The organism is Amycolatopsis sp. WAC 01376, from assembly GCF_003947415.1.
GTDB lineage: Bacteria > Actinomycetota > Actinomycetes > Mycobacteriales > Pseudonocardiaceae > Amycolatopsis.
In genome coordinates, this window is record NZ_QHKL01000006.1 from 164,511 (window position 1) to 190,460 (window position 25,950).

23 protein-coding genes and 1 riboswitch are annotated in these 25,950 nt (G+C 68.8%); of the genes, 18 read left to right on the forward strand and 5 right to left on the reverse strand.

Annotation, left to right across the window (positions count from 1 at the left end; genetic code table 11):
* Positions 1 to 22: 22 nt before the first annotated feature.
* Positions 23 to 1,261 (reverse strand): wax ester/triacylglycerol synthase family O-acyltransferase, encoded by a 1,239-nt coding sequence (locus DMH03_RS27665; RefSeq protein ID WP_233611721.1) that lies wholly within the window; start codon positions 1,259 to 1,261, stop codon positions 23 to 25.
* A 287-nt stretch (positions 1,262 to 1,548) separates the two neighbouring features.
* Here DMH03_RS27665 and DMH03_RS27670 point away from each other — a divergent pair, with 287 nt between their 5' ends.
* The gene (locus tag DMH03_RS27670; RefSeq protein ID WP_125794929.1) at positions 1,549 to 2,058 is read left to right on the forward strand and encodes a DinB family protein; all 510 of its coding nucleotides are present in this window, start codon (positions 1,549 to 1,551) and stop codon (positions 2,056 to 2,058) included.
* Here the strand turns inward: DMH03_RS27670 and DMH03_RS27675 are convergent.
* Positions 2,045 to 2,830, reverse strand: a complete 786-nt coding sequence (locus DMH03_RS27675; protein ID WP_125794930.1) for a DUF1295 domain-containing protein — start codon at positions 2,828 to 2,830, stop codon at positions 2,045 to 2,047. The two genes, DMH03_RS27670 and DMH03_RS27675, sit on opposite strands and share 14 nt — an antisense overlap.
* Entirely contained in the window at positions 2,830 to 4,140 is a 1,311-nt protein-coding gene (locus DMH03_RS27680) for a cyclopropane-fatty-acyl-phospholipid synthase family protein (RefSeq protein WP_125794931.1), read from the reverse strand. The genes DMH03_RS27675 and DMH03_RS27680 overlap by 1 nt, the downstream gene beginning before the upstream one ends.
* A gap of 87 nt (positions 4,141 to 4,227) precedes the next feature.
* Between DMH03_RS27680 and DMH03_RS27685 the strand changes: the two genes are divergently transcribed.
* The 11 genes from DMH03_RS27685 to DMH03_RS27735 all read left to right on the forward strand — a co-directional run bounded on the left by DMH03_RS27685 (position 4,228) and on the right by DMH03_RS27735 (position 13,383).
* Positions 4,228 to 5,505, forward strand: a complete 1,278-nt coding sequence (locus DMH03_RS27685) for an NAD(P)/FAD-dependent oxidoreductase (RefSeq protein WP_233611675.1) — start codon at positions 4,228 to 4,230, stop codon at positions 5,503 to 5,505.
* A gap of 5 nt (positions 5,506 to 5,510) precedes the next feature.
* Positions 5,511 to 6,239, forward strand: a complete 729-nt coding sequence (locus tag DMH03_RS27690; RefSeq protein WP_199749073.1) for a DUF1365 domain-containing protein — start codon at positions 5,511 to 5,513, stop codon at positions 6,237 to 6,239.
* The gene (sigK, locus tag DMH03_RS27695) at positions 6,232 to 6,840 is read left to right on the forward strand and encodes an ECF RNA polymerase sigma factor SigK (RefSeq protein ID WP_125794933.1); all 609 of its coding nucleotides are present in this window, start codon (positions 6,232 to 6,234) and stop codon (positions 6,838 to 6,840) included. The genes DMH03_RS27690 and sigK overlap by 8 nt, the downstream gene beginning before the upstream one ends.
* Positions 6,837 to 7,607 (forward strand): anti-sigma factor domain-containing protein, encoded by a 771-nt coding sequence (locus DMH03_RS27700; RefSeq protein ID WP_125794934.1) that lies wholly within the window; start codon positions 6,837 to 6,839, stop codon positions 7,605 to 7,607. Before sigK ends, DMH03_RS27700 begins: the two co-directional genes overlap by 4 nt.
* A 250-nt stretch (positions 7,608 to 7,857) precedes the next feature.
* Complete coding sequence (ftsZ, locus tag DMH03_RS27705) at positions 7,858 to 9,183, forward strand: cell division protein FtsZ (RefSeq protein ID WP_125789611.1); 1,326 nt, start codon at positions 7,858 to 7,860, stop codon at positions 9,181 to 9,183.
* A gap of 74 nt (positions 9,184 to 9,257) precedes the next feature.
* Positions 9,258 to 9,965: a peptidoglycan editing factor PgeF gene (gene pgeF, locus DMH03_RS27710; protein ID WP_125794935.1), complete on the forward strand. Its 708-nt coding sequence runs from the start codon at positions 9,258 to 9,260 to the stop codon at positions 9,963 to 9,965.
* A complete protein-coding gene (locus tag DMH03_RS27715) occupies positions 9,962 to 10,693 on the forward strand; it encodes a YggS family pyridoxal phosphate-dependent enzyme (protein WP_125794936.1) in 732 nt (243 codons plus the stop codon). The genes pgeF and DMH03_RS27715 overlap by 4 nt, the downstream gene beginning before the upstream one ends.
* 82 nt (positions 10,694 to 10,775) lie before the next feature.
* Positions 10,776 to 11,390 carry a cell division protein SepF gene (locus DMH03_RS27720; RefSeq protein ID WP_125794937.1) on the forward strand — a complete coding sequence of 205 codons (615 nt, stop codon included), beginning with the start codon at positions 10,776 to 10,778 and terminating at the stop codon, positions 11,388 to 11,390.
* Between the two features lie 114 nt (positions 11,391 to 11,504).
* Positions 11,505 to 11,780, forward strand: a complete 276-nt coding sequence (locus DMH03_RS27725) for a YggT family protein (protein ID WP_005155180.1) — start codon at positions 11,505 to 11,507, stop codon at positions 11,778 to 11,780.
* A gap of 54 nt (positions 11,781 to 11,834) precedes the next feature.
* Positions 11,835 to 12,695 (forward strand): DivIVA domain-containing protein, encoded by an 861-nt coding sequence (locus DMH03_RS27730; protein WP_034319194.1) that lies wholly within the window; start codon positions 11,835 to 11,837, stop codon positions 12,693 to 12,695.
* A 121-nt stretch (positions 12,696 to 12,816) separates the two neighbouring features.
* A complete protein-coding gene (locus tag DMH03_RS27735) occupies positions 12,817 to 13,383 on the forward strand; it encodes a hypothetical protein (protein ID WP_125794938.1) in 567 nt (188 codons plus the stop codon).
* Here DMH03_RS27735 and DMH03_RS27740 read toward each other — a convergent pair.
* A complete protein-coding gene (locus tag DMH03_RS27740; protein ID WP_125794939.1) occupies positions 13,380 to 15,188 on the reverse strand; it encodes an FUSC family protein in 1,809 nt (602 codons plus the stop codon). The two genes, DMH03_RS27735 and DMH03_RS27740, sit on opposite strands and share 4 nt — an antisense overlap.
* Before the next feature lie 251 nt (positions 15,189 to 15,439).
* Between DMH03_RS27740 and DMH03_RS27745 the strand changes: the two genes are divergently transcribed.
* Complete coding sequence (locus DMH03_RS27745; protein WP_125794940.1) at positions 15,440 to 16,696, forward strand: HNH endonuclease signature motif containing protein; 1,257 nt, start codon at positions 15,440 to 15,442, stop codon at positions 16,694 to 16,696.
* 38 nt (positions 16,697 to 16,734) lie between these two features.
* On the opposite strand, the gene DMH03_RS27750 is transcribed toward DMH03_RS27745, so the two are convergent.
* The gene (locus DMH03_RS27750; RefSeq protein WP_199749048.1) at positions 16,735 to 17,286 is read right to left on the reverse strand and encodes a hypothetical protein; all 552 of its coding nucleotides are present in this window, start codon (positions 17,284 to 17,286) and stop codon (positions 16,735 to 16,737) included.
* 307 nt (positions 17,287 to 17,593) lie between these two features.
* On the opposite strand from DMH03_RS27750, the gene ileS reads away from it, so the two are divergent.
* The 5 genes from ileS to DMH03_RS27775 all read left to right on the forward strand — a co-directional run bounded on the left by ileS (position 17,594) and on the right by DMH03_RS27775 (position 25,697).
* Positions 17,594 to 20,755 (forward strand): isoleucine--tRNA ligase, encoded by a 3,162-nt coding sequence (ileS, locus tag DMH03_RS27755; protein ID WP_125794941.1) that lies wholly within the window; start codon positions 17,594 to 17,596, stop codon positions 20,753 to 20,755.
* 206 nt (positions 20,756 to 20,961) lie between these two features.
* On the forward strand, positions 20,962 to 22,566 hold the full coding sequence (locus DMH03_RS27760) for a penicillin-binding transpeptidase domain-containing protein (protein WP_125794942.1): 1,605 nt from the start codon (positions 20,962 to 20,964) through the stop codon (positions 22,564 to 22,566).
* Positions 22,567 to 22,609: 43 nt separating this feature from the next.
* Positions 22,610 to 23,293 (forward strand): helix-turn-helix transcriptional regulator, encoded by a 684-nt coding sequence (locus tag DMH03_RS27765; protein ID WP_125794943.1) that lies wholly within the window; start codon positions 22,610 to 22,612, stop codon positions 23,291 to 23,293.
* Positions 23,294 to 23,404: 111 nt separating this feature from the next.
* Entirely contained in the window at positions 23,405 to 24,883 is a 1,479-nt protein-coding gene (locus DMH03_RS27770; RefSeq protein WP_125794944.1) for a potassium/proton antiporter, read from the forward strand.
* A gap of 130 nt (positions 24,884 to 25,013) precedes the next feature.
* Positions 25,014 to 25,697: a M23 family metallopeptidase gene (locus DMH03_RS27775; protein ID WP_125794945.1), complete on the forward strand. Its 684-nt coding sequence runs from the start codon at positions 25,014 to 25,016 to the stop codon at positions 25,695 to 25,697.
* 128 nt (positions 25,698 to 25,825) lie between these two features.
* A riboswitch (SAM riboswitch) is annotated at positions 25,826 to 25,940 on the forward strand.
* The last annotated feature ends 10 nt before the right edge of the window (positions 25,941 to 25,950 follow it).

Here is a 25,950-nt window from a genome sequence, read left to right on the forward strand (position 1 = left end):
GACCCTTTCATGACACTTGGCGCTAGGCAGTGTCCAGCAGCCTCGCAGCCGACTTGAGCACCCCGTCCCGCAGCGAACCCACGTCCGAAACCGCCGCCCCGTTCGCCTGAAGTCCGATGTGGACGGAGTCGCGGTAGGTCGCCACCGCGATCCCGATCGCCTGCCGCGGCGCCAGCGGCACGAACGGGTACACGCCGTGGAGTTTCGTGCCGTCGAGGGTGAGCCGGTTGGGCGGCACCGGCACCGTGGTGATCACGAGGTCGAACAGCAGCGGCGCGGCCAGTCCGGCGGCCTTGCTGCCGAGCCGGTGCAGCATCGGCGGCATCCGGTCGGCGAGCAGCGGGAACGCGCCGGGGCCGCGGGCCGGGCCCGCGGCCTTGTTCCGGCTCATCTCGCGCTGGACGGCCAGCAGCCGCTCCAGCGGGTCGTCCAGGCCGACCGGCAGGTCGCAGAGGTAGCCGGACAGCTTGTTCCCGCCGAGTTGCTCGGCGGACCGCCCGCGCACGCTGACCGGGATGAGCGCCCGCAGCGTCCGGTCGTCGGCGCGCTGGCCGAGGTTGATCATCCATTCGCGCAGCGCGCCGCTGAGGATCGCCAGCACGACGTCGTTGGCCGTCCCGCCGTGGGCCCGGCGGATCCGCCGGATCTCGGTGGTGTCCAGCCGGACGAGGCCGAGCCGTCGTTCGGTCGACGGCGGAGCGCTGATCGGCGACAGCGGCGAACGAGTCGCGCGGACGACCGAAGAGGCGATCCCGGCCTGGGCCAGTGTCGAGCCGACGGCTTCCTTGACAGCGTCCACAGGGGAGCGACGCGTGGGCGGTGCGGAGCCGCTGTGCGGACGCCTCGTCGCGCGTGGGACCTCGTCGAGCAGGCCCGCGGCGACGCCGTACGCGCCGGCCCCGTCGGTGAGCGCGTGGTGCAGTTTCAGCAGCAACGCGAACTCGCCGTCCGGCAGGCCGGTGACGAGATGCAAGTCCCACAAGGGTTTTCCGGTGTCGAGCGGCCGTCCCATCCAGCGCGACGCGTAGGCGGAGAGCGGGTCCGGTTCGTACAGGGAACTCAGGTGGTGATGTGAAATATGTTCACTGGCAACGAAATCCGGGTCCTCGGCCCAGGTCGCGGCGCCGGGCGGGAACAGCGCGGCGCGAGGGCGCTGACGCAGCTTCGGGAGCCGTTCCGCCCGCTCGGCGAGCAGCGTGGTCAGCTTACGCGCGTGCACCTGCCCGTGCGGGCGGAACGTGGCCACCGCGCCCATGTGCATAGGTGTCGTTTCGCTTTCCAGGCAAAGGAAAGCGACATCGAGTGCGCTCAGCTGAGGGCCTGACATCAGTGACCTTTCTCGGTTCTCCGGCGATGGGCACAACTGCATCAGCCTGACATGACGGGCGGGTGGTCGTCATGTTTCCTCGGCGCTAATTACCGTCGGTTTCACTCGAACGATGGGATCGCGTTCGGACATGGACCACGGCTCTGCGGCAGATGGTGGACAGTGCGTCCCGGGGTAACTCGTTAGCGGATCATCGGAGGAAACCGGCAGACTGCACCACCATGACCGACGAACCCAAGCGCCCCGAACCGCCGCTCACCGGCGACGAGCGCACCCAGCTGAACGGCTTCCTCGACTTCCTCCGCGCGACGGTCGTGTGGAAGTGCTCGGGCCTCACCGACGAGCAGGCCCGGCGGCCGCTCGTCCCCAGCGAACTGACCACCGTCGCCGGTCTGCTCGGCCACCTGACCCTCGTCGAGCAGTACTGGTTCACCGTCGTGCTCAACGGGCAGGAAGACGTCTGGAAGGAGGCACTGGAGGTCGATCCGGACGCCGAATTCCGGGTCGCCATGCAGACCCCGATCGACCAGCTGATCGCCGCCTACGAGGCCGAGTGCGAACGCAGCCGCAAGGTCGTCGCCGGGATGGGGCTGGACGACGTGGTCCCCTTCCGCGACGATCGCCAGGTCAACGTCCGGTTCGTGGTCGCGCACATGATCGAGGAGACCGGCAGGCACGCCGGCCACCTCGACCTGTTGCGCGAGCTGACCGACGGTCTCACCGGGGAGTGACGCGGCGAGGGGGCAGCGGGAAGAACCCGCTGGTCCGCTCGACGTACGTCGCGTATCCCGGCCGGGAACGCCGCAAACCCTTCTCCAGCAAAGGTTTTCCGGTGCCCTTGGCCAGGGTGTACGTCATCGCGATCGGCGACAGGATCGTCGCCGCCCCCACCCAGCTCGAACACGCCAACAGGTACAGGCCCCACCACACGCAAGCGTCACCGAAGTAGTTGGGATGCCGCGTGTAGCGCCACAGCCCGCTGTCGAGCACCTTCCCCTTGTTGTCCGGGTCGGCCTTGAAGCGGCGCAACTGCTCGTCGCCGATCGCCTCGAATCCGAAGCCGACCAGCCACACCGCGACACCGAGCCACGCCGCCGGCCCGAACGAGTCGCCGTACATCGCGAACTGGACCGGTAGCGAGACGAACCAGAGCACCACGGCCTGGAGCAGGTACACGCGGACGAAGAGCTTGAGCGCCGGATTCGGGCCGGCGTTTTCCGCCATTCGCACGTAACGCGGGTCTTCGGGCAGTTCGTGGTTGCGCAGGTGGAGGTGGACGCCGAGGCGCACACCCCAGATCGTGGTCAGCAGCGCGGCGACCACGCGCAGCGCCACCGAGCCGTCCCCGAGCGGGGCCGCCACCAGCGCCACGAGCGCGAAGCCCGGCCCCCAGAACGTGTCGACAGTGTCGTACCGCTTGCGCCACCGCGCGACGGCGAAGGTGACGACGAAGGCCACGAGAGTCGCTCCCGCCGTCACCGCGAGGGTCCCGCCGAGGGGCATCAGGACCACTCCCGGGTGGCGGGCAGGCCGCTCAGGCCTTCGCCGGACGGGCGGACCGCGAGGATCTGGTCGACGCCCATCCGGTTCTCCTCGAACGCGAGCGCCCCGCCGACCAGGTACAGCCGCCAGACCCGCGCACCGGACTCACCGATCAGCGCGACGACGTCGTCCCAGTTGCCTTCCAGGGTCTTCTCCCATGCCCGGACCGTACGCACGTAGTGCTCGCGCAGGGCGTGGACGTCGCGGATCTCGAACCCGGCGGTCTCCAGCTGCCCGAGCGTGCGGCTCAACGGCCGCATCGTCATGTCGGGGGCGATGTAGCGCTCGATGAACGCGCCGCCGCCGGGGGCCACCGTGCCGCGGGACATCTGCTGCAGGACCAGCCGTCCGGTGGGCTTGAGCATCCGGAACAGCGTCCGCGTGTACTCGGGGTAGTTCTCCTCGCCGACGTGTTCACCCATCTCGATGGACGCGACGGCGTCGAACGGCTGGTCGGCCGACCCGAGGTACGTTTTCCCGCCGAGGGTCCGTGTGCACAGCTCGCGATAGTCCTGCCGCCGGACCTCGACCCGTTCCTCCAGGTCGTGCTGGGCGAGCCGGCCGCGGACGTGTTGCCGCTGCTCCGCCGAAAGCGTGATCCCGACGGCGTGCACGCCGTGGTGTTTCGCGGCGTGCACCAGGAGCGAGCCCCAGCCGCAGCCGACGTCGAGCAGCCGCATGCCGGGCCGCAGGCCGAGCTTCCGGCAGACCAGCTCGAGTTTGTCCCATTGGGCCTGCTCGACGTCGTAGCCGTCCTCGTCGGAGGTCCAGTAGCCGGACGAGTAGGCCATCGATTCGTCGAGCAGCAGCTGGTAGAAGGCGTTGCCCAGGTCGTAGTGATGCGCGATCGCGGACTTGTCGCGGAGCAGCGTGTGCAGTTTGCCGGACAGCCGGGCCTCCTCGGCGGGCGGCTTGGGCGGCGGCCCGACGACGCCGAGGCGCACCGCGATCCGCAGCGCTTCGGCCCATTCGCGCGGGCCCAGCCTGGCGCCGCGCAGGGCACCCGATCGGGTCAGTGCCCAGATCCGGCGGAATCCGTCGGCGAGGTCGCCTTCGACATCGAGATCACCGGAGACGTAGGCCCTCGCCAGCCCCAATTCGCCGGGGGCGTAGAGGAGACGGCGCAGCGCGCGCCGGTTCCGGAGTACCACTGTCGGGGCATCCGGCGGACCGGCGCGTACGCCATCCCAGGTACGGAGACCGACCGGCAGGGAGCAACCGAGGAGCCGCTCGACGAACGGGGCTAGGCGGGACGCGGGACTGTTCGGCATAGTCGTCATTCGCTCCCGGACCGGAAAGGGATGGGTCGGATGTGGCACCGGTTCACGCGATCCAATCCTCGCCCGAGCCGGCTCCGAATGCCTCATGTGCACACCAAGGGTCAACGCATCGGAGTCATCGGCAGCGGCGTCGCCGGTCTCACTGCGGCCTATCTGCTCCAACGCCGCTACGAAGTGCTGCTGTTCGAAGCCGACGACAGGCTGGGCGGGCACGCGCACACCCACGACGTCCCGAGCGCGCACGGCGGCACCGTCGGCGTCGACTCCGGATTCATCGTGCACAACGAGCGCACGTATCCGAACCTGCTGCGCCTGTTCGCCGAACTGGGCGTCGCCACCCGCGACGCGGAGATGTCGATGAGCATCCGCTGCGACGGCTGCGGCCTCCAATACGCCGGGGCGAAGGGCATGAAGGGCCTCTTCGCCCAGCCGCGCAACGTCACCCGAGGGCGTTATCTGCGGATGCTCGCCGACGTCAAACGCTTCCATCGGCACGCGAAGCGCGTCCTCGAAGCGCCCGAGGCCGGAGACGTCACGCTCGGCGCGTTCCTCGCGATCGGCGGGTACTCGAAGTACTTCGTCGACCACTTCATGCTCCCGGTCGTCTCGACCGTCTGGTCGGCCGACCGGACCGACACGCTCCGCTACCCGGCGCGCTATCTGTTCGAGTTCCTGCGCAACCACGGGATGCTGTCGGTCGGCGGGTCCCCGCGCTGGCGCACCGTCGACGGCGGCTCCCGCGAGTACGTCGAGCGGGCCGCCAAGCAGCTGACCGCGGTCCACTTGTCGACGCCGGTCCGCTCGGTCAAGCGCACCGCGCGAGGGATCGAGGTCCGCGACGACGCCGACACGCGGCACAAGCTCGACAAGGTCGTCCTGGCCACGCACGCGGACCAGGCGCTGAAGCTGCTCACGTCGCCGACCGAGGCCGAACGTGCCGTCCTCGGCTCGTTCCGGTACTCCAGCAACGAGGCGTGGCTGCACACCGACACCGGCGTGCTCCCGACGGCGGAATCGGCGCGGGCGGGCTGGAACTACGCCACCCCGTTCTGCGGCGCCGGCCACGGCGCGGTCCAGGTGTCCTACGACATGAACCGCCTGATGCGGCTCGACGAGCCCACCGGGTACGTCGTCACCCTCAACCCCAGCACCGCCCCCGACACCGGTTCGGTGCTGGCCAAGATGACCTACGAACACCCCGTCTACACGCCGGAATCCGTGGCCGCCCAGCGTCGGCTTCCCGAACTCGGCGACGACGTGGTCGCCTTCGCCGGGGCGTATCACGGCTGGGGATTCCACGAGGACGGCTGCGCTTCCGGTGTCCGCGCGGCCGAGAATTTCGGGGTGCGCTGGTGACCGTCATGGCCGTGCTCTACGACTCCACGGTGGCGCATGTCCGGCGCCTCGATCCGCCGCTCTCGTTCGCCCATCGCGTCTATCTGTGGTTCGTCGATCTCGACGTGCCGCCGAAGCTACCGTGGTGGTTGCGCCCCTTCGCCCGCTTCGACTCACGAGACCACTTCGCGCCCGAGGACGCCTCCAGCATCCGGTCCAAATTGGACCGTTGGCTCGCGGCTCGCGACGTCGACCTCCACGGCGGCCGGGTGCTGATGCTCGCCGGCGCGCGGATGTTCGGCCACAACTTCAACCCCGTCACCTTGTACTGGTGCCACCGGCCGGACGGGGAACTCGAATGCGTTGTCGCCGAGGTCCACAACACCTACGGCGGTCGGCACGCGTACCTCCTACGCCCCGACGAGTCCGGGAACGCCTTCGCGGACAAGGAGTTCTACGTCTCGCCGTTCCAGTCGATGGACGGCGAGTACCGGATGGAGGTGCCAAGGCCGGAATCGCTGCTCTCGGTCAAGATCGCCCTCCGGCAGGGCGGGAAGACGCCGTTGACGGCGTCGCTGCGCGGGGTGCGGCGACCGGCCACCGCCAAGTGGCTGGCGCATATGCTGCTCACCCGTCCGCTCATGCCGCACCGGGTCTCCGCGCTGATCCGGCGGCACGGGATCACACTGTGGTGGAAGAAGGCGCCGATCGCCCGGCGGACGCCGCAGACGGCCGGAGGCACGCTTGATGGATGAATCGGCACGCCCGCGCCGGATGGCGCCCGTCCCCGGGGACGGCGAACCGGCCGGTCCGACGGCCGAGGATCTGCTCGTCCGGGTCGCGAAGGGCGACGAGCGGGCCTTCGACGCCTTGTACGACAAGCTCGCCGGACCGGTCCTCGGACTGGTGCGGCGGATCCTGCGTGACTCCGCGCAGTCGGAAGAGGTCACCCAGGAGGTCATGGTGGAGCTGTGGCGCACGGCCACGCGCTACTCCCCGGAGCGGGGGAGCGCGCTGAACTGGGCCATGACGCTCGCGCACCGCCGTGCCGTCGACCGCGTCCGCTCGGCACGCGCCAGTTCGGATCGCGAGGTCAAGGCGACCTTCGAGGCCGCCCGCGCCCGGCCCTTCGACGAGGTGGCCGAGGCCGTCGCGGCCCGCTGGGAACGGTCGCAGGTGCGCCGCTGTCTCACCACCTTGACCGAGCTGCAACGGGAATCCGTGCTGCTCGCCTACTACCAGGGCTACACCTATCGCGAGGTCTCGGAAGTGCTCCAGACTCCGCACGGGACCATCAAGACCCGGCTCCGGGACGGCCTGATCAGGCTCCGGGACTGTATGGGGGTGACGGCATGACCATGCCCGAAATGCACACGCTCACCGGGGCCTACGCCGTCGACGCGCTGTCCGAAGTGGAGCGTGCCCAGTTCCAGCGGCACCTCGGGGAGTGCGCTTCGTGCGCTCAAGAGGTTCTCGAACTGCAGATGACCGCGACCCGTCTCGGTGCCGCGCTGGCCGAAGACCCGCCGCCCGAACTCAAGCGCCGGGTGCTCGCGGAGGCGATGGCGACCAGGCAGCAGCCGCCGAAGACGCGCTTCGAGACCGGGGAGCGCGTCAAGGACCGCCGCCGCGTCCCGCGCTGGGCGATCGCGGCCGCCGCGGCGGCGATCGTCGGGCTGGCGGGCACCGCCGTGTTCGGCGGCATCGCCTACGACAACCACACCCAGCTGACCGCCGCGCGCGAACAAGCCGCGCAATACGCGGCGCGGTACGCGCCCGTCGCCGAGGTGCTTTCGGCGGCCGATCTCCGGACCGGGCACGCCGAAGCTTCCGGCGGGGGCGGCGGGACCGTGATGATGTCGCGCTCGAAGGACAAGCTCGTCTTCATGGCGGCACAGCTGCCGAAGAACGAACCGGGCCGGACGTATCAGGCGTGGCTGATGTTCCCGGGCGCCGCGCCCAAGCCCGCCGGGCTCATTCCCGGTGGTCAGGACGGTGCGCTGCTGGTCGCCGACGGACTCGGCGGGGCCGAGAAGTTCGCGCTCAGCGTCGAACAGGCAGGCGGATCACCGACCGGAACGCCGTCGAAGGACGTCGTCATGGTCATGTCCATGCCCACCTGATCTCCGCTCTTACCAGGCCGCCGTTCGCCGCCGCGACCGGGTCTCGCTCTTGCGCCCGCGAACATGTTGTGGCAAAACACCTTTGCGACACACGGCGTGGCTACTGGATTCGAGCCAGCCTGGTGCATACCGTCCTGCTTCAACGTCGGCAGTTGACATAACTCTCAATCTGAACTTCAGCTCGAGGGTTCGGCCCAGGCTCAGCGACCGGCGGGCAGCACGAGCACACACGATCAGGAAGGCGGCTCCGATGACGCCCCCGCACAACTACCTTGCGGTGATCAAGGTCGTCGGTATCGGCGGCGGCGGAGTGAACGCCGTGAACCGCATGATCGAGGTCGGCCTCAAGGGCGTCGAGTTCATCGCGGTGAACACCGACGCTCAGGCACTGCTCATGTCCGACGCCGACGTCAAGCTCGACATCGGCCGGGAACTGACCCGCGGCCTCGGTGCCGGCGCCGCCCCCGAAGTGGGGCAGAAGGCCGCCGAGGACCACCGCGAAGAGATCGAAGAGGTCATCAAGGGCGCCGACATGGTGTTCGTGACCGCGGGTGAAGGCGGTGGCACCGGCACCGGTGGCGCGCCCGTCGTCGCCCAGATCGCCCGCAAACTCGGCGCGCTGACCATCGGCGTCGTCACCCGCCCGTTCACCTTCGAGGGCAAGCGCCGCAGCAAGCAGGCCGAAGACGGCATCCAGCAGCTGCGCAACGAATGCGACACCCTCATCGTCATCCCGAACGACCGGCTCCTCCAGCTGGGCGACATCGGCGTCTCGCTGATGGACGCCTTCCGCTCGGCGGACGAGGTGCTGCTTTCGGGTGTCCAGGGCATCACCGACCTGATCACCACGCCGGGTCTGATCAACCTGGACTTCGCCGACGTCAAGAGCGTCATGTCCGGTGCGGGTTCCGCGCTGATGGGCATCGGCTCGGCACGCGGTGAAGGCCGGGCGATCCAGGCCGCGGAGAAGGCGATCAACTCGCCGCTGCTGGAAGCGTCGATGGACGGGGCGCACGGCGCGCTGCTGTCGATCGCGGGCGGGTCGGACCTCGGCCTGTTCGAGATCAACGAAGCCGCGTCGCTGGTGCAGGAATCCGCGCACCCCGACGCCAACATCATCTTCGGGACGATCATCGACGACTCGCTCGGCGACGAGGTCCGGGTCACCGTGATCGCGGCCGGTTTCGACGCCGGCACCCCGACCCACAAGAAGCTCGACCCGTCGACCTTCGGCTCCCGCTCCAACTCGTCGACCGCGTCCGCGCAGGCGGGCCAGGTCAACGGCGGCGGGGCGACTCCGGTGCAGAGCCCGCCTTCGGGTGCCACGCCGGTGCCGTCGACCGGTTCGAACGGCTACCCGGTCGCGCCGCCGCGCACGCACACGCCGATGCCGTCTTCCCGCAACGAAGGCAACGGCTCGCTGAGCGGCGGACTTCCGCAGCCCGGCGGCGGCTCGCGCGGCTACTCGCCGATCGGGTCGAACTCGACCCACGGCAGCCTGCCCGGCCGTGCCACCCCGGTGCACGACGACCCTTCGGACGACGAGGTCGACGTGCCGCCGTTCATGCGGCGGTAGTTCGCCAGTACGTTCCGTGAAGGCCTCCTTGACTACAGTCGAGGGGGCCTTCACTCAGGTCTAGGAGGAAACGCGTGCGGGTACGGCGGATTGTCACGACAAGGGCGGGCGGGGCCTCCCGGCCGCCTTTCGACACCTTCAACCTCGGTGATCACGTCGGTGACGACGCGGGCGACGTCTACGCCAACCGCAAACGTCTCGCCACCGAACTCGGCCTCGCCGAGGACAGGCTGGCGTGGATGGAACAGGTCCACGGCCGCACCGCCACCGTCGTCGACGGTTCCGAAACCTCCGCCGCCGAAGCGACCGACGCGCTCGTGACGGCCGAGCCCGGTCTCGCGCTCGTGGTGCTCGTCGCCGATTGTGTTCCCGTGATGCTCGCCGACGTCGAAGCCGGTGTCGTCGCCGCCGTCCACGCGGGCCGCGTCGGCGCCAGGGTCGGCGTCGTCCCCGCCGCGATCGAGGCGATGCGTTCGCTCGGCGCCGAACCGGCCAGGATCGAAGGGCTGCTCGGCCCCGCTATTTGCGGCGACTGCTACGAAGTCCCCGCCGCCATGGCCGCCGACGTCGAAGAACACGTGCCGGGCAGTGCCTGCAAAACCCGCAAGGGCACGCCGGGGCTCGACCTGCGCGCCGGTCTCTGGCGGCAGCTGGCCAACCTCGGCGTCGGCAAGATCGGCGTGGATCCGCGCTGCACCAACGAAGACAGGACACTCTTCAGCTTCCGCCGCGACGGCACCACCGGCCGGATCGCGGGGATCACCTGGCTGGACGCGTCGTGAGTGACGCACGAAAGGCGGAACTCGCCGCGTCCCTCGCCGAAGTGGAAGAGCGGATCGGCGCCGCGTGCAAGGCCGCCGGCCGGACGCGCGACGAGGTCAAGCTGCTCGCGGTCACCAAGACCTTCCCGGCCCTCGACGCCGCGTTGCTCGCCGACCTTGGCGCGCTCGACCTCGCCGAGAACCGCGATCAGGAGGCGGGCGCGAAGGCCGAAGAGGTCGCCGGTCTCCGTCCCGACGCCCGGATCCGCTGGCATATGGTCGGCAGCCTGCAGCGGAACAAGGCCAAATCGGTCGTGCGCTGGGCGGACGAGATCCAGTCCGTCGACTCCGAGCGCCTCGCCGACGCGCTCGCGAAGGCGACCAGGTCGGCCCTCGATTCCGGGCAACGCGAGCACCCGTTGGACGTCCTCATTCAAGTAAGTCTCGATGACGATCCGAACCGCGGGGGCATTCGGTTGAGCGAATTACGCCGGTTGGCGGAGCGGATAGCCCATGTGGGTGATCTTCGCCTCCGAGGGCTTATGGCCGTGGCCCCGCTGGGTACTGACCCCGCTGAGGCGTTCGAGGAACTCGCTCGCGCGTCGGAGAGTCTTCGGGAAGAACACCCAAAAGCCCGTGAGATCTCCGCCGGAATGAGCAATGATCTCGAGCAGGCTATCGCGCACGGCTCGACCTGTGTGCGTGTCGGAACCGCGTTGCTCGGTGGACGCGGTTTAGCCTCGCCCTAGGGAATACCGTCTCGTCGTTACGGGGAGTGGCGGCGAGGGCGGGGGAGTACGGTGCGGGACGCGGCTAAGGCTAGGGAGAGGCATGAGCGCGCTGCAGAAGCTGAAGGCCTACTTCGGGATGGTGCCCGCGGACGAAGATGGCTACGACGTCGAGGATGACTACCGGCGAGGCTACGCCTCAAAGGAATACGTCGACGACGAGTACGACTACGACGATGAGCCGCCGGCCCGGTCACGGGGTGGACGTTACCGGGACGCCGATGACACTTATGACGAGCCCGCGCCGCGGCCTCGGTCACGCTCCGTGCCCAGCCCGGAGCCTGCGGTCCACGGGGCATTGGCGATCGACCGCCAGCCGGAGCCGGTCGCGCGGCTGCGGCCGGTCACCGAGCCGGTCCGGGCCGCGGTGCGTGACCCGTTGAGCCGGATCACGACGCTGCACCCGACGAGCTACGCCGAAGCGCGGGCGATCGGGGAGCACTACCGGGAGGGCATCCCGGTGATCATGAACCTCACGGAGATGGAGAACGCGGACGCGAAGCGTCTCGTCGACTTCGCCGCGGGGCTCGCTTTCGCGTTGCGCGGATCGATGGACAAGGTCACCAACAAGGTGTTCCTTCTCTCACCGCCCGATGTGGACGTCACCGCGGAGGACCGTCGGCGGATTGCCGAAGGCGGATTATTCCTGCGCGGCTGATCACCCGGTGACCGCTGAACGCAGCCGGATGTGATTTTGTCGACTCATCGGCATCCGGAGCCCGTCAACTGCGTGTTTTGACGCGAGGCATGGCAGAGTGGTTACGTGAATGCTGTGTTGCTGGTCGTCTGGTACGTGCTGTTCGCTTTCTGGCTCCTGCTGACGGCACGGATCGTCGTCGAGCTCGTGCGTGCTTTCGCTCGCGAGTGGCGTCCTGCCGGAGGGGTTGCGGTAACGCTCGAGACCATCTACACAGTGACCGACCCACCGGTTCGTCTGTTCAGACGAATCATCCCGACCGTACGAATCGGCGGCGTCGGACTGGACTTATCGATTATGGTGCTGCTGTTGGTTGTGTTCTTCGCGATGCAGCTGGCAACGCCAGGGTGATTTTCGGGGAAGCCCCGGTGGACCTGCAGGCCATGGAGTGCGTGAGGTGATCTGATGTCGTTGACCCCCGCTGACGTGCACAACGTCGCGTTCAGCAAGCCGCCCATTGGCAAAAGGGGCTACAACGAGGACGAGGTGGACGCGTTCCTCGACCTGGTGGAGACCGAGCTTGCCCGGTTGATCGAGGACAACAACGAACTGCGGCAGCAGGTCGAGCAGCTCGACAACGAGCTCGAGACCACCCGTGGTGAGCTCGAGAACGCCAAGGCCGGTGCCGTCGGCCCGCCGCCACAGGTACGCGACGAGCCGTCGCGCCGCCTGGCGCCGGTGCCGCCGCCGCAGTCGGCGATGGAGCAGACCCAGGCCCATTCGATGGTGCCGGACAACGGGGAGCCCAACGTCCAGGCCGCGAAGGTGCTCGGGCTGGCTCAGGAAATGGCCGACCGGCTCACCGCCGAGGCCAAGACCGAGTCGGACGGCATGCTCGCCGAAGCCCGGACCAAGTCCGAGCAGCTGCTGTCGGACGCGCGATCCAAGTCGGACTCGATGGTGAACGAGGCACGCACGCGTGCCGAGACCATGCTGAACGACGCGCGAACCCGTGCCGAGACCTTGGAGCGCCAGGCGCGCGACAAGGCGACGACCATGGAGCGCGAAGCTCAGCGCAAGTACACCGAGACCATGAACAACATGAACGCGGAGAAGGGCTCGCTGGGCAAGAAGATCGAAGAGCTGCGCACGATCGAGCGGGAGTACCGCACGAGGCTGCGCGGATTCCTCGAGTCCCAGCTGCGTGAGCTCGACGACCGCGGTTCGGCCGCTCCCGCCTCGGCGTCCTCGTCGAACTCGGGGCAGTCGTCGTCCTCCGGTGGCGGACAGGGTTACTCGTTCGGTCCTCGGGCCGAAGCGGGCTGATCTCTGCCCGGTTGTTCTAAGCGGTTTGTTTCTACACGGTTTGTTTCTACACAGTGGAACGGCCTCGGCACTCTCCGGAGGGTCGGGGCCGTTTCGCTTGGCTCTCGTGTTGTAATTCACCGTGCTCTACATCGTCCTGGTACTGGTACTGGCGGCTCTGGGGCTGCTCGTCGCGGCGCTCATCACCGCGAACTCCCTGTGGGCTTGGATCTCCATCGGTCTCTCCGTCGTCGCGGGGTTGCTGCTTCTCTTCGACCTCCTGCGCCGCCGGAAGAAGCGCGCGGCGGAGGTCCCCGTCGAAGAAGCGGCGGAAGACTCGGCCGAAGACGCCTCCGACGACGAGTCCGCCGAGGGTGAGGAAAAGAAACCCGAGGACGTCGAGCAGACCGTCTTGATGCCGGCCGCCGGTGAGCTGGGCGACGCTGAAGAAGCGGAAGAGCCGCAGCGCACCGGCGACCCCGGCGAGGAGGACAGCGACCCCGAGGATGTGGCGGTCGTCTCCGAACTCGAGACCGAGGTCGTCGTCGTCGACGAGTACCCGCGCTATCACGTGACGTCGTGCACGTGGCTCGAAACCCGGGACACGATCCCGCTCGGTATCGGCGAGGCGCGGCAGCTCGGGTTCACCCCGTGCGCGCTGTGCACGCCCGACGCAGAGATCGCCGGGCAGCACCGCGAGAAGGCTTAGAGCTTCTGAGCCGCTTCGCCGACCGTCACCACGTCGGCGGCGATCGTGTCGAGCACCAGCCGCAGTTCCTCGTCCGCGTCCCGTGGCACCGGGATCTCCGCAGCCTCTTCCGTCCCGAGCGTGCGGGCCGCTTCGTCGACAGCGTCCGCCGCGCTGGCTGATTCCGGCCGCAGCAAGAGCGACGACGCGGTGACGGACAGGCCGCGCAAGGCTTCGGCGGCGTTCTCCAGCGCGTCCCGCTGGCCGGGCGCGGGTTCCTTCGTGCCCGGCTCCGCCGCGCGCAGGCCGTGGTGCGCGACGGCGGCGGCACGGAACTCGCGGCCGAGCGTCCGCGGGTCGACGTCCTCGCCGCGCAGTTTCCGCCCCACCGAGCCGAGCAGCGCACGAGTGGCGCCGACCGCGCTCTCGAATCGTTCCACCGGCCCGGGTTTCGGCACGCCGGGGATCGCGGCGAAACCGAACAGCAGGGCGATGGCGCCGGCGAGGACCATCAGAAGCAAGTACTCGACGAGGACGTAACGCGGGTCGAGATGTCTGGTGGTCGCGTTCATGCCGACCGACATCAGGACCATGCAGCCGTTGAACACCGCCGGCCGCGTCTGCATGAACGAGAACCCGCCGAGCAGTGCGACCAGCCCGATCGGTAGCAGAAACCCTTGCGGCAGAAGCCAAAGAACGAGTGTGAGCACGACGGCGCCGCCGAGAGAGCCGCCGATCCGCTGCCAGGCCTTGCCGAGACTGTCCCGCCATTCCGGCTGCATGATGGCGAAAGTGCCGAGCAGGAACGACACGGTGAGCGGGTCGCCGGGCCGGAAACTCGCGACCACCAGTGCCAGCCCGACACCGAGCCCGCAGCGGAGCGCGTGCCGGAACTGCGCCGACTGCCAGGAAAACGCGCCGCTCAGCTCGATGCGGCGCAATTCTTTCCGAAGTCCTTTCGGAACGTCCACACGCGACTCGTCGCGTTCGATCGCCGCGGCCCGGATGGTTTCGAGTGCGTCCCAGAGCCCGTCGACGAGCCTCGCCGTGGCGCCGGGAAGTCCGACGGGTTCCTTGCGCCGCACCGGTTCGACCTCGTCCGGTGCCGTCGTGCTCCGGACGGCCTCGGCGAGTCTGGCAGCTTCTTCCTTTGCGGCGTCGAGTGTTTCGCCGATTTCTTCGCTGTTCAGTCGTTTCCGCCGGATCTCCAGCAACCCGGTCGCCGCGCGATACCGGAACATACCGCCGAGAACCCGGCCGGTCCAGCGACGGGGCCGATCCGCGAGCCAGAGCCTCGCCGCGCGCTCCTGCGTTTCGGACGAACCTGTCGCGAGCGCGTCGGCCAGCGCGTCACGGGTCGGTTTGGCCGGATCCGTCGCGCCCATCAAGACCCGCAACAAGATCACGACCCCCACCGCGAGCGCCGGCGCGCCCAGGATCTGCCCCGCCGACGCCGTCCCCGTCAACTGGAAGCCGTACCCGAACAGCGACGCCATCCCGAGCCCCAAGCCGACCGTCACGAACCGCGCCCCGAGCACCGGCAACAGCCCGGCGACGACCACGATCACCACCAGCAGCCCGATCGCCGCCCACTGCGACACCGCCCCCAGCAACCGCGGCACGCCGACCGCGAGGATCAACGCGGGCGCGAACCACGCCAGCAGCCGCAGATCCGCCCAAAGCGGCCCGCCGACCGCCGCCATGAGACAGAAGAGCGCGGTGAGGGCCGCCAGAACGGCCGCGTTACCCAGCCCCAGCAGGAACCCCAGCCCGCTGACGCCGCCGAGGACCACCAACAGGACGACGAGGAGTCCGGGCCCTTTCACGGGGCCTCGCAGATCGACATACCCGTCAACCTAGAGGCGACGGCGGGGATGACAACTCGGGCCCTGGGTGTCGGGGTGGGTGGTCGTGAGTGCAATTCGTGTTATGCGGCTATCTAGTGTTTATGGCGCCTTCGCGTCCTTAAAGCGCTTCGCCGCTTTAAAACTTCCTTCGCGGCTACCATTCTTTGCGAATCTTCCATGTTGGGCCATTTGAGCTAGCGCAGGTGTTCGATTCGGAGTAGCTTGGGGTTGTGGCCAGCAACGATGCAGCTCCGGGAACGTCCGCCGAGTGGTGGCGCGTCGACACCGCGACGCTGCATGCCCGCAAACAGGAACTGGAAGTCATCAAGCGACAGGCGGATGCGGAACAGAACGCGATCCTCGCGGAAATCAATTCCCGTGGCGTGCGCGGATGCAGCGGTCATTCGACGTTGGCGGCGCTGATTTTCGAGGACTTCCACGTGACGGACAAGGAAGCCAGCGCCCGCGCCGACCGCGTCCTCGCCCTGCACCCCGGCGTCGAAGTCGGCGGCGGCACCGTGTCGCCACTCGCGCCCTTAACCGCTCGGGCCGCGGCGGAGGGCGCGATCGGGGGCTCGCAGATTGACGCCATCATCCGCACCCTCGCCCGCATCCCGTCGACTGTGCCCGAAGAGGACGTGCGAGCCGGGGAGAAGATCCTCGTCGACCTGGCCCGGCACGCCGGGCCGCGACAGATCGTCCGCGCCGGACGCCGCCTGCTGGACGAACTCGACCCCGACGGCAAAGAACCCCGCAACGAAGACCCCAAAGACACGCGGCCGGAGCTGCGGTTCGTCAAACACCGCGACGGCACCCTCGGCCTCAAGGCCAGGCTTGACCTGGAAACGTATGCCCGCCTGAAATCCGACCTGGATCCGATGGCCAAACCCCATAAAGCCATCGGTGGTGTTCGTGACTCCCGGACTCAGGACGAACGCTACGGGGATGCCTTCACCGACTACGTGCGGTTGAAGACCACCAGTCGTAACCTCCCCGGCCAAGCCGGCGAAGCCACCCACATCCTCGTCACCATGTCCTACGACGACCTCATCCGCGACATCGGCGAAGCCCACCTCGACCTCGTCGGGCCGATCAGCGCCACCGACGCCCGCATCCTCGCCTGCGACGCCCGTGTGCGACCAGGAGTTCTCGGCACCGCAGGCGAACCCTTGGACATCGGCCGGTCGAAACGCACCGTCTCCCTGGCGCAGAAGTATGCGTTAACCATCCGCGACGGTGGCTGCGCGTTCCCCGGCTGCGACATGCCCGTACCCCGCTGCACCGCACACCACATCGTCTTCTGGCGACACCACGGCGAAACCAAGATCGACAACCTCGTACTGCTCTGCACCCGGCACCATCGGCTGATCCATCGCAGCGAATGGAAAGTCCGGATCGCCCAAGACGGACTCCCCGAATTCACCGCCCCCACCTACCTCGACCCCACCGGAACACCAAGGAGAAACACCATGCACCTCAGGATCTAGGCCGACCTGACCGTATAACGACCTACACGTCCGCGCTCTCAGAACGCAGCGGGATGGACTTGTCGCGCCGTGTTCCAAGGGACGCGGTCGACCGCGACAAGATCGGTGAAGGCGAGGACCGATTCGTCGAGTCGTTGGAAGATCAGCCCGCCCTCGTGCGTCTCCTCCAGTTCACCCGCGACCAGCGCCAGTGGCCGTGCTCCGATCCGGAAGTGAACTTCGGCCAGGAAATGCCGCTCGTGGAAGACGGAGATGTGTTCGACCGGGCCGATCGGCAACTCGGGAAGGGACCTCCAGCGATAGATCCCGTTCCAATGGCCGTCGTCGGACGCTTTGTCCGACGCGTGGCCGTGGAGGCCGAAGCCATCGTCGTCCTGATAGGTGCCGATCTCCAGCGCGCTGCCGTCGTCCAGCCAAGCTTGAAGCCAGTACAGCTGAAGGCAGGGAACGTCGGGGTCGGCGAATTGCGGGCCGGTTCCCGCCACATCCTCCCGCAGTGCCATCTCCACGCCGGTCCACTTGTCGACCCGCTTGCCGTGCAGTGCGGTGAAGGTCCGTGTCTGTCCGGCCAGCCAGTCGTCTCGCGTCATGTCCGCAGTATCGATAAGCCCACCCCGGACAACCCGGTTGCCCCCGCGCGCTACCCTTGAATCAACTGGCACCGATCCGGCCATCACCGGGGAGCCTCCGGAAGAACAGGGCCCGCGTCTCAGCAGAACGAGCCCTCAGTAGAACCGGACGGGTACGGCCCGTCACAGCCGTCGAATGAGCGGCCCAGCCGGAACACCACCGGCCGGGCAAGCGGGGTGGTACCGCGGAACGCGCCGGAAACGGCCGTCTCGTCCCCGTGTGGGCGTGAGCCCGTACGAGAGAGACGAACCGCGAGGAGCACCGAAGATGTATCCCAAGGCACAGATGGACGGCGAGACCGGCGTCCCGTCCCAGCCTTCGTTCCCCGAGTCGGAAAAGCGCGTCCTCGCGTACTGGGAATCCGATCGGACCTTCCAGGCTTCGATCGACGCCCGCGACCCCGGCGTCAACGGTTCGAACGAGTACGTCTTCTACGACGGCCCGCCGTTCGCCAACGGTCTCCCGCACTACGGTCACCTGCTCACCGGGTACGTGAAGGACCTGGTGCCGCGTTACCAGACCATGAAGGGCAAGCGCGTCGAGCGCCGCTTCGGCTGGGACACCCACGGCCTGCCAGCCGAACTCGAGGCCATGCGCCAGCTCGGGATCACCGAGAAGTCCGAGATCGACGCGATGGGCATCGACGTCTTCAACGAGGCCTGCCGCGAGTCCGTGCTGCGCTACACCGGCGAATGGCAGGACTACGTCACCCGCCAGGCCCGCTGGGTCGACTTCGAGAACGACTACAAGACGCTCGACCTGTCCTACATGGAGTCGGTCATCTGGGCGTTCAAGCAGCTGTGGGACAAGGGCCTGGTCTACGAGGGCTACCGGGTCCTGCCCTACTGCTGGCGCGACGAGACGCCGCTGTCCAACCACGAGCTGCGCATGGACGACGACGTCTACGCCAGCCGCCAGGACCCGGCCGTCACGGTCGGTTTCCGCCTGGAGGGCAACGACAACGAGCTCGACGGCACGTATCTCCTGATCTGGACGACGACCCCGTGGACGCTGCCGTCCAACCTCGCGACCGCGGTGCACCCCGACGTGCGCTACGTCGTGGTGGAGTCCGACGGCAAGCGGTTCCTGCTCGCCGAGGCGCGTGTCGCTTCGTATGCTCGCGAGCTCGGTGAAGAGCCGGCCGTCGTCGGGCACTACACCGGCACCGAGCTGCTCGGAACCCGTTACGCCCCACCGTTCCCGTACTTCACCGGACACGAGAACGCGCACCGCGTGCTGTCCGCGGACTACGTCACCACCGAGGACGGCACCGGTGTCGTCCACATCGCGCCCGCCTACGGTGAAGAGGACAAGGTCGTCACCGACGCGGTAGGCATCGTGCCGGTCACCCCGGTCGACGCGCAGGGCAAGTTCGACGCCACCGTTTCGGACTACGCGGGCCAGCAGGTGTTCGACGCCAACCCGAACATCATCAAGGATCTCAAGAACGGCACCGGATCCGCCGGCCGTCAGGGCGCGGTGCTGCTGCGCCACGAGACCTACGAGCACCCGTACCCGCACTGCTGGCGCTGCCGCAACCCGTTGATCTACCGCGCCGTCTCGTCGTGGTTCGTCGCGGTGACCGAGTTCAAGGACCGGATGATCGAGCTGAACCAGCAGATCACCTGGTACCCGGAGAACGTCAAGGACGGCCAGTTCGGCAAGTGGCTGGAGAACGCCCGCGACTGGTCGGTCTCCCGCAACCGGTACTTCGGCACGCCGATCCCGGTGTGGCAGTCGGACGACCCGGCGTACCCGCGTACGGACGTCTACGGCTCGCTCGACGAACTCGAACGCGACTTCGGCGTGCGGCTGGAGAACCTGCACCGGCCGTTCATCGACGAGCTGACCCGGCCCAACCCGGACGACCCGAGCGGGAAGTCCACCATGCGCCGGATCGAGGACGTGTTCGACGTCTGGTTCGACTCGGGTTCGATGCCGTACGCGCAGGTGCATTACCCGTTCGAGAACACCGAGTGGTTCGAGCACCACTACCCGGGCGACTTCATCGTCGAGTACATCGGCCAGACCCGCGGCTGGTTCTACCTGCTGCACGTGCTGGCGACCGCGCTGTTCGACCGGCCGGCGTTCCGCACCTGCGTCTCGCACGGGATCGTGCTCGGCTCGGACGGCCAGAAGATGTCCAAGTCGCTGCGCAACTACCCGGACGTCAACGAGGTCTTCGACCGCGACGGCTCCGACGCGATGCGCTGGTACCTGATGGCGAGCCCGATCCTGCGCGGCGGGAACCTGGTCGTCACCGACAAGGGCATCCGCGACGCCGTCCGCCAGGCCGTGCTGCCGCTGTGGAACTCGTACTACTTCCTCGCGCTCTACGCGAACGCCGAGGGCGTGGAAGGCCAGTGGCGCACGGATTCGAAGCACGTCCTCGACCGGTATGTGCTGGCGAAGACGCACGAACTGGTGACCGACGTCGAGCACGCGCTCGACACCTACGACGTCGCCGGTGCGTGCTCGACCGTCCGTGACTTCCTCGAAGTGCTGACGAACTGGTACGTGCGCCGGTCGCGCGACCGGTTCTGGGCAGGCGAGCAGGACGCGATCGACACCCTGCACACCGTGCTGGAGGTGACGTCGCGGGTGGTGGCGCCGCTGCTGCCGCTGACCAGCGAGGTCGTCTGGCGCGGGCTGACCGGCGGCCGTTCGGTGCACCTGACCGACTGGCCGAACGCGCTCGACCTGCCCGCCGACGCGGCGCTGGTGACGGCGATGGACCGGGTCCGCCAGGTGGCGTCCTCGGCTCTTTCGCTGCGGAAGTCGAACAAGCTGCGAGTGCGGCTGCCGCTGGCCAAGCTGGTCGTCGCCGCGCACGAGGCCGACTCGCTGCGCGAGTTCACCGACATCCTGCGCGACGAGGTCAACGTCAAGTCCGTCGAGCTGACCACGGACGTCGCCGCGCACGGCGGTTTCGAGGTCGCGGTGAACGCGCGTGCCGCCGGACCGCGGCTGGGCAAGGACGTCCAGACGGTGATCAAGGCCGTCAAAGCAGGCGAGTGGACGACGTCGGAGAGCGGTGCCGTCGTGGCCGCCGGGATCGAACTCGTCGAAGGCGAGTACGACCGGCGTCTGGTCGCCAAGGGCGGCGGCGCGGCCGCGGAACTGCCGGGTGGCGCCGGGCTGGTGCTGCTCGACACCGAGGTGACCGGCGAACTGGCGGCCGAGGGGCTCGCCCGTGACCTGGTCCGGGTCGTGCAGCAGGCCCGCCGTGACGCCGGGCTCGACGTCGCCGACCGGATCTCGCTGACGGTCGACGCGCCGGAAGACGTGGTCACGGCCGCGAAGACGCACGAGGAGTTCATCGCTTCGGAGACGCTGGCGACTTCGGTGGCCTACGGCGCCGTCGCCGACGGCTCGGCCGGGACGGTCGGCGAGGGCACCAAGGTGACCGTGGCGGTCACCAAAGCCTGACCCTCGCGAGCGCCATGGACGGTCCGTTCCTTGCAAATTTTGCAAGGAACGGACCGTTCATTGCATCCGGGAGGTCCCGATCGCCGGGATCACGAATCGGATTCGGAATAGCCGCTTTCCCGTCCGAAGGCGGCCTTGCCCCGGGGAAATCGGCAGGCTGGCCCGAGGCGCGCGAGGGGTGCGCCGCACTGGGGGAGAGCGAATCCATGAGTCCTGCCCGGAAAAGAGGGATCCTGATCGGCGCCGTGCTGGCGGTGGTCGCCATCGTGGTGGCCGCGGTGGTGTTGCTGGCCAAGGAGGACCAGGCGCCCGCGGCCGACGGCGGGCCAGGGGAGTCCGCCGCGAACGTGCAGGACAGCCCGGCGCAGGTCGCCGCCCGGTTCCTGCGGCTGTTCGACCTCGGTGACCTGACCACGGCCCCGGTCGACGACCCGGCGGTGGCCACGGCCGCGCTGACGGGGACGCGCAACACACTCAACGGGGCGTCGGTCAAGACGACGCTCGGAGAGGTCCCGACGACGCAAGGCGATGCGACCACGACGTCGGCCACCTTCCACGCCGCGTGGACCTTCGCGGGCACCAGCGTCTGGAAGTACGAAGGCAAGCTGGACCTGGTGCGCAACGGCGGGAAATGGGTGGTCCGCTGGGCGATGTCGGCGATCCACCCGAAGCTCGAAGCCGGGCAGCGGCTTTCCGTCGCGCCCGTTTCGGCCAAACCGGTCGTGGCCGACCGGGACGGCAAGGCCCTCGTCGGCGGTGACGCGGCCGGTGTCTCGCCGATCCTGCAGGGGGCGCTGTCCAAGGTCGCCGCCGAGCAGAACGGCGGCACCGGGACCCCGGCCACCGTCACGGTGTCGCGCGTCGACGCCTCCGGCAAACCGGTCGAAACGCTCTTCGGGCAGGCGGCCGAGACCGATAAACCGCTGGTCTCGACGTTGAGTGTGGCGTCACAGGCCGCCGCGCAGAAAGCCGTCGACGGCTTCGGCGGATCGGCGATCATCGTCGCGATGAAGACTTCGGGGGAACTCCTGGCGGTCGCGCAGAACGGCGCCGCCGGGAACCAGCCGAAGGCGCTCAGCGGTCTCTACGCGCCGGGTTCGGCCTTCAAGATCGCCACGGCGACCGCGGCGTTGCAGCAGGGCGGGGTTTCCGCCGACTCGCCGGTGGCCTGCCCGGGCAGTGAGCAGATCGGCACCCGCACGCTCAAGAACGACAACGGGTTCGATCTGGGGACGGTGTCGCTGAAGACGGCGTTCGCCGCGTCGTGCAACACGACCTTCGGGCGGCTCGCCGGGCAACTGCCCGCGGACGGCCTCGCGAAGGCCGCGAGCCAGTTCGGCCTCAACGCCGACTTCGAGATCCCGGGGCTGGCCACCGAGACCGGGAAGGTGGAGTCGTCGGGCAGCGGCGACGAGCAGGTCGAGGCGGGGATCGGCCAGGGGAGGGTGCAGGTCAGCCCGCTGGGCGCGGCGCTCATGGCCGCGACCGTCGCCACGGGGAAACCGGTGGTGCCGAAGCTGTGGCAGGGGCTGGAGACCAAGGTCAACGCCGGTTACCAGGCTCCGTCCGCCGGGGTGCTGAACCAGGTCCGCGCGATGATGCGCGAGGTCTGCACGACGGGGACGGCGAAGGCGTTGAAGGGCAGCGGCGCGGTCTTCGGCAAGACGGGGACGGCGCAGTTCGGTTCGGGTGCCGACGCCAACGGCTGGTTCGTCGGTTACCGCGGGGACGTCGCCTTCGCCGTCATGCTCGAGGGTGCCAACGACTCCAAGCCCGCGGTGCAGCTGGCGGCGAAGTTCCTGGCAGGCTGACGGTTCGGCGCTCGCCGAAGCGTGGGTCTTCTACGGTGAACGCATGGAAACGATCGCACTGGCCGAGGTCGCGGCCGTGCTCGCCGATCCGAGCCGCGCGTCGATGTGCCTCGCGCTGCTCGACGGGCGCGCCTGGACGGTGACGGAGCTGGCGGGCGCGGCCGAGGTGGCCGCGTCGACGGCGAGCGAGCACGTGACGAAGCTGGCCGAGGCCGGATTCGTCGTGCGGGTGAAACAGGGACGGCACAGTTACGTCCGGATAGCCGACCCCCGGGTGGCGGAGCTGATCGAGCATCTGGCGCAGCACGCCGAGCACCGCCCGGTGAAGGGATTGCGTTCGTCGGTGCGGGTGAAACGGCTCGAGTTCGCCCGGACCTGCTACGACCACCTCGCCGGGACGGTCGGCGTCGCGCTGCGGGACGGGATGCTCGCCACCGGGCTGATCGACGAGGCCGACGGCCTGACGCTGACCGGTCGCGGACGCGAGGTGCTCGGCGGGCTCGGGGTGGAGATCGCCGACGGCTGCCGCCCGATGCTGCGCGACTGTCTGGATTGGACGGTCCGGCGTGATCATTTGGCGGGCCGGGTCCCCGCGGCGTTACTGTCTCACGCAGTGAGTGCCGGCTGGTTGTCCCGTGAGGGTAACCGCGCGGTGAAAGTCCTGCCCGCGGCGGAGAAACCGTTCGCGGACCTCGGTGTCGACCTGGTGGCCCTGCGCAGTCCCTAGTGGACAGTCTGTAACACAGGCTATCCGGACGCTTTTCGACCGGTACACGAACGAGTGACGACCACCGCCTCACTATTCTGGAGCCCTCACGGCGGCCGGACGGGAGGCGACATGGAGCAGCTCCCGCTCGTTCTCGGTACCGGTGGCGCGGTGCTCCTCGTCGCCGTGATCGCCGTTCGGGTGTCGATCCGGGTCGGCCTTCCCTCGCTGCTGCTGTACCTGGGGATGGGGGTCCTGCTCGGCGAAGCCGGGTTCGGCATCCAGTACGACAACCCCGAGCTCACCCAGTCGCTCGGCCTCGCCGCGCTGGTGATGATCCTTTCCGAGGGTGGCCTCACCACCCGCTGGACGGCCGTGAAACCGTCGCTGGGCATCGGAATCGCACTGTCCACAGTGGCCGTCGTGGTGAGCATCGCGGTCACCGGCGCGGCCCTGCACTGGTTGCTGGGCCTGGACTGGCGGATGGCGTTGCTGTGGGGCGCGGTGCTGGCCTCGACCGACGCCGCCGCGGTCTTCTCCGTGCTGAGATCGGCGGGGATCGGCAAACGGCTCGTCGGCGCGCTGGAGATCGAGTCGGGGATCAACGACGCCCCGGCCTACATCGCCGTCGTCGTGCTGGCCGAGGGCGCGACCGTCGACTGGTCGCTGCCGCTGCTGGTGGTCTACGAACTGGCCGCCGGCCTGGTGATCGGCCTCGCTTTCGGCTGGGGCGGGGCGTTCGCGCTGCGTCGGGCGGCGCTTCCCGCCACCGGTCTGTACCCGCTGGCCACGGTCGCGGTCTGTGTCGTGGCGTACTCGAGCGGGCAGCTCGCCCACGCGTCGGGCCTGCTCGCCACCTACGTCGCGGCACTGGTGCTGGGGAACTCGAAGCTGCCGCACCGGTCGGACACGCTGTCCTTCGCCGAGGGGCTCGGCTGGCTCGCGCAGATCGGGCTGTTCGTGCTGCTCGGCCTGTTCGCCTCGCCGAGCAGGATCCTCGAAAGCCTGGTCCAGGGCCTGGTCGAGGGCGCGGTCGTGCTGTTGCTCGCCCGTCCGTTGTCGGTGGTGCTCTCGGCGCTGCCGTTCAAGATCCCTTGGCGAGAACAGGTGTTCCTGTCCTGGGCGGGCCTGCGCGGGGCGGTCCCGATCGTGCTCGCGCTGATCCCCCTGTCGTCGGGGGTGCCCGGCGCGCAGGAACTGGTCGACGCGGTGTTCGTGCTGGTCATCGTTCTGACGCTGCTCCAGGGCGCGACGCTGACCCCGCTCGCGCGCGTGCTCGGGCTTGCCCAGCACGCCGAAGCGCACGAGATCGACGTCGACTCCGCCCCACTCGACGAGATGGGCGCGGAACTCCTGCAGGTCCGGATCAACGCCGGCTCCAAGATGCACGGCGTCTACCTGGCCGAACTGCGGCTGCCCATCGGGGCGACGATCAGCCTCCTCGTCCGCGACGGCACCGGCTTCACGCCCAACAAGAACACCCGGCTCCAGGAACGGGATCAGTTACTCGTCGTGACCACCGCCGAAGTCCGTGACGCGGCCGAGCGGCGCCTGCGGGCCGTCGACCGCGCCGGACGCCTCGCCAGGTGGAAGGGCGAATCCGGCCAGTAGGTCACGGTCGGCACCAGCTGTTCGTCGGTTGATCTCAGAAACGTCTTCCCTTTTGTACTCCTTTTGGATTACTTTCCCGGCAATCGACTCCATCGAATGGGTGAGTGTCGCGGGGTAAGGAGTACGCAAGGTGACGAAACTTCCTGTGCGGTTCGCCGGTCTGGGGGTCGCTGCGGCACTCGCCGGGGCGGTTCTCACCGCCCCGGCGGCGACAGCGGCCGGCGCCTTTCCCGTGTTCGGGCTGCCCTTCGAGACCGGCCAGTCGGTCTACTCGGCGGGGATCCACTCGGACAACGGGACCTCCGGCGTGAAGAACGCCATCGACTTCAGCCCCGGCGACCGGACCGTTCGCGCGCCGCTGGCGGGCACGGTCCGGATCCAGCACTGCGACGGCGGCGACTGGGTGACCGTCGACCACGACGGCGGCCGGCGGACCGGGTACTACCACCTGGAAGGAATCGCGGTCACCGACGGCCAGAAGGTCGCCCCTGGCGACGCCCTCGGCCGGACCGGTAACGCGCTGCCCTGCGGTGGCAGCAGCACCGGCGCCCACGTGCACTTCACCCTGTGGACGCTGCCGATGGCCGCCGCGCAGGGCGGCGATTCGCGCGACTTCGGCGTCGGCGCGGGCAACTGGAACGGCATGTCCTACGACGAGGTCTCGACCAAGGTCGCGGCGGCCTACGGCGAGGCCGTCGACGGCAAGACCTTCGGCGGCTGGCAGTTCACCGCGGGCACCGATCAGTATTCGGGGACCGCGACCGAGGTGTCCTCCCGCGCGATCGTCCCGCTGCCCGGCCGATTTCGCGTCTGACCTGCCGTTGCCCGGCGCGGCGCGGCGCCGGGCAGCGGTCCTTCCCGCTCGCGGAGCACGTGAGCGGCGTCTCAAGATGCGGACGAGGGGTGGCTCGATCGCCCGCCCATCCGCTAACTTCGTCCGTAGGTCACGAGTGTCAGCGTCAAGCCCCGGCTAGCTGACCGGCAACCCTCCTTCCGCGGTGGGGTGCCCCGGGTGAGGACCTGGCTCGTCGCGTGGTGCGACGGGCAAGCGCGGGATCCTCGTCGGG